General features: G+C 54.8%; 1 pseudogene. It reads right to left on the bottom strand.

From position 1 onward, the window contains the following. Window positions 1-615: pseudogene (locus tag ACNPAA_RS21035) on the bottom strand (IS1595-like element ISKpn3 family transposase); the annotation flags it as partial.

The raw sequence follows: 615 nt of genomic DNA on the forward strand, positions 1-615 counted from the left end.
CCATGACCCTCAGCCAGCTTCAAGAGCCGATATGGCATCGGAGGGCTTGCCACGACTGCATGCCCCAATTCAACCAACATGCTCTTGAGGTCAAAACGATGATTAAACCGGAAGCAGTATTCCGCAAGATGCCTTGGTAAATGCTTCGCTCCGAGCGTATGGCAACTGCCCCGCAGCGAGTTTTTCACATTTCCTATCATCGTGTTTACCCAGTTGAATGCCGGATGATCCAGCCAGTCCAGGTTGCCCCCGGTGACAACACCCAGGTGCTCACAATTGGCCTCCTTGACCGCTTTGAAACAGGCCAATCCATCGGATATCACCGCGCTACCACTGGCAATATGCCGTTTTGCCCAATCAGCAACGGACTTGGTTTTGAAACCATCGACCACCGTCATCCGCATCTTGATTGGATGTCCTTCCTTGTTCAGGGCCACTGCTGCCACAAACGGCGTCTTGCCTGCCGCGCCCCGACCCCGTTTGCCACCACGGTGCTCGCCACCCCAGTAGACATCATCGAGCTGAATGATGCCGCTGATGGGCTGCTTGTCATCGGACTCTTTCATGGCTTGCAGCAGCTTGTGCTTGAGCATCCAGGCGGTGTCATATTTGACG

The organism is Aeromonas sp. PS2Canimalfood6 (assembly GCF_048276795.1).
Taxonomy (GTDB): domain Bacteria; phylum Pseudomonadota; class Gammaproteobacteria; order Enterobacterales; family Aeromonadaceae; genus Aeromonas; species Aeromonas caviae.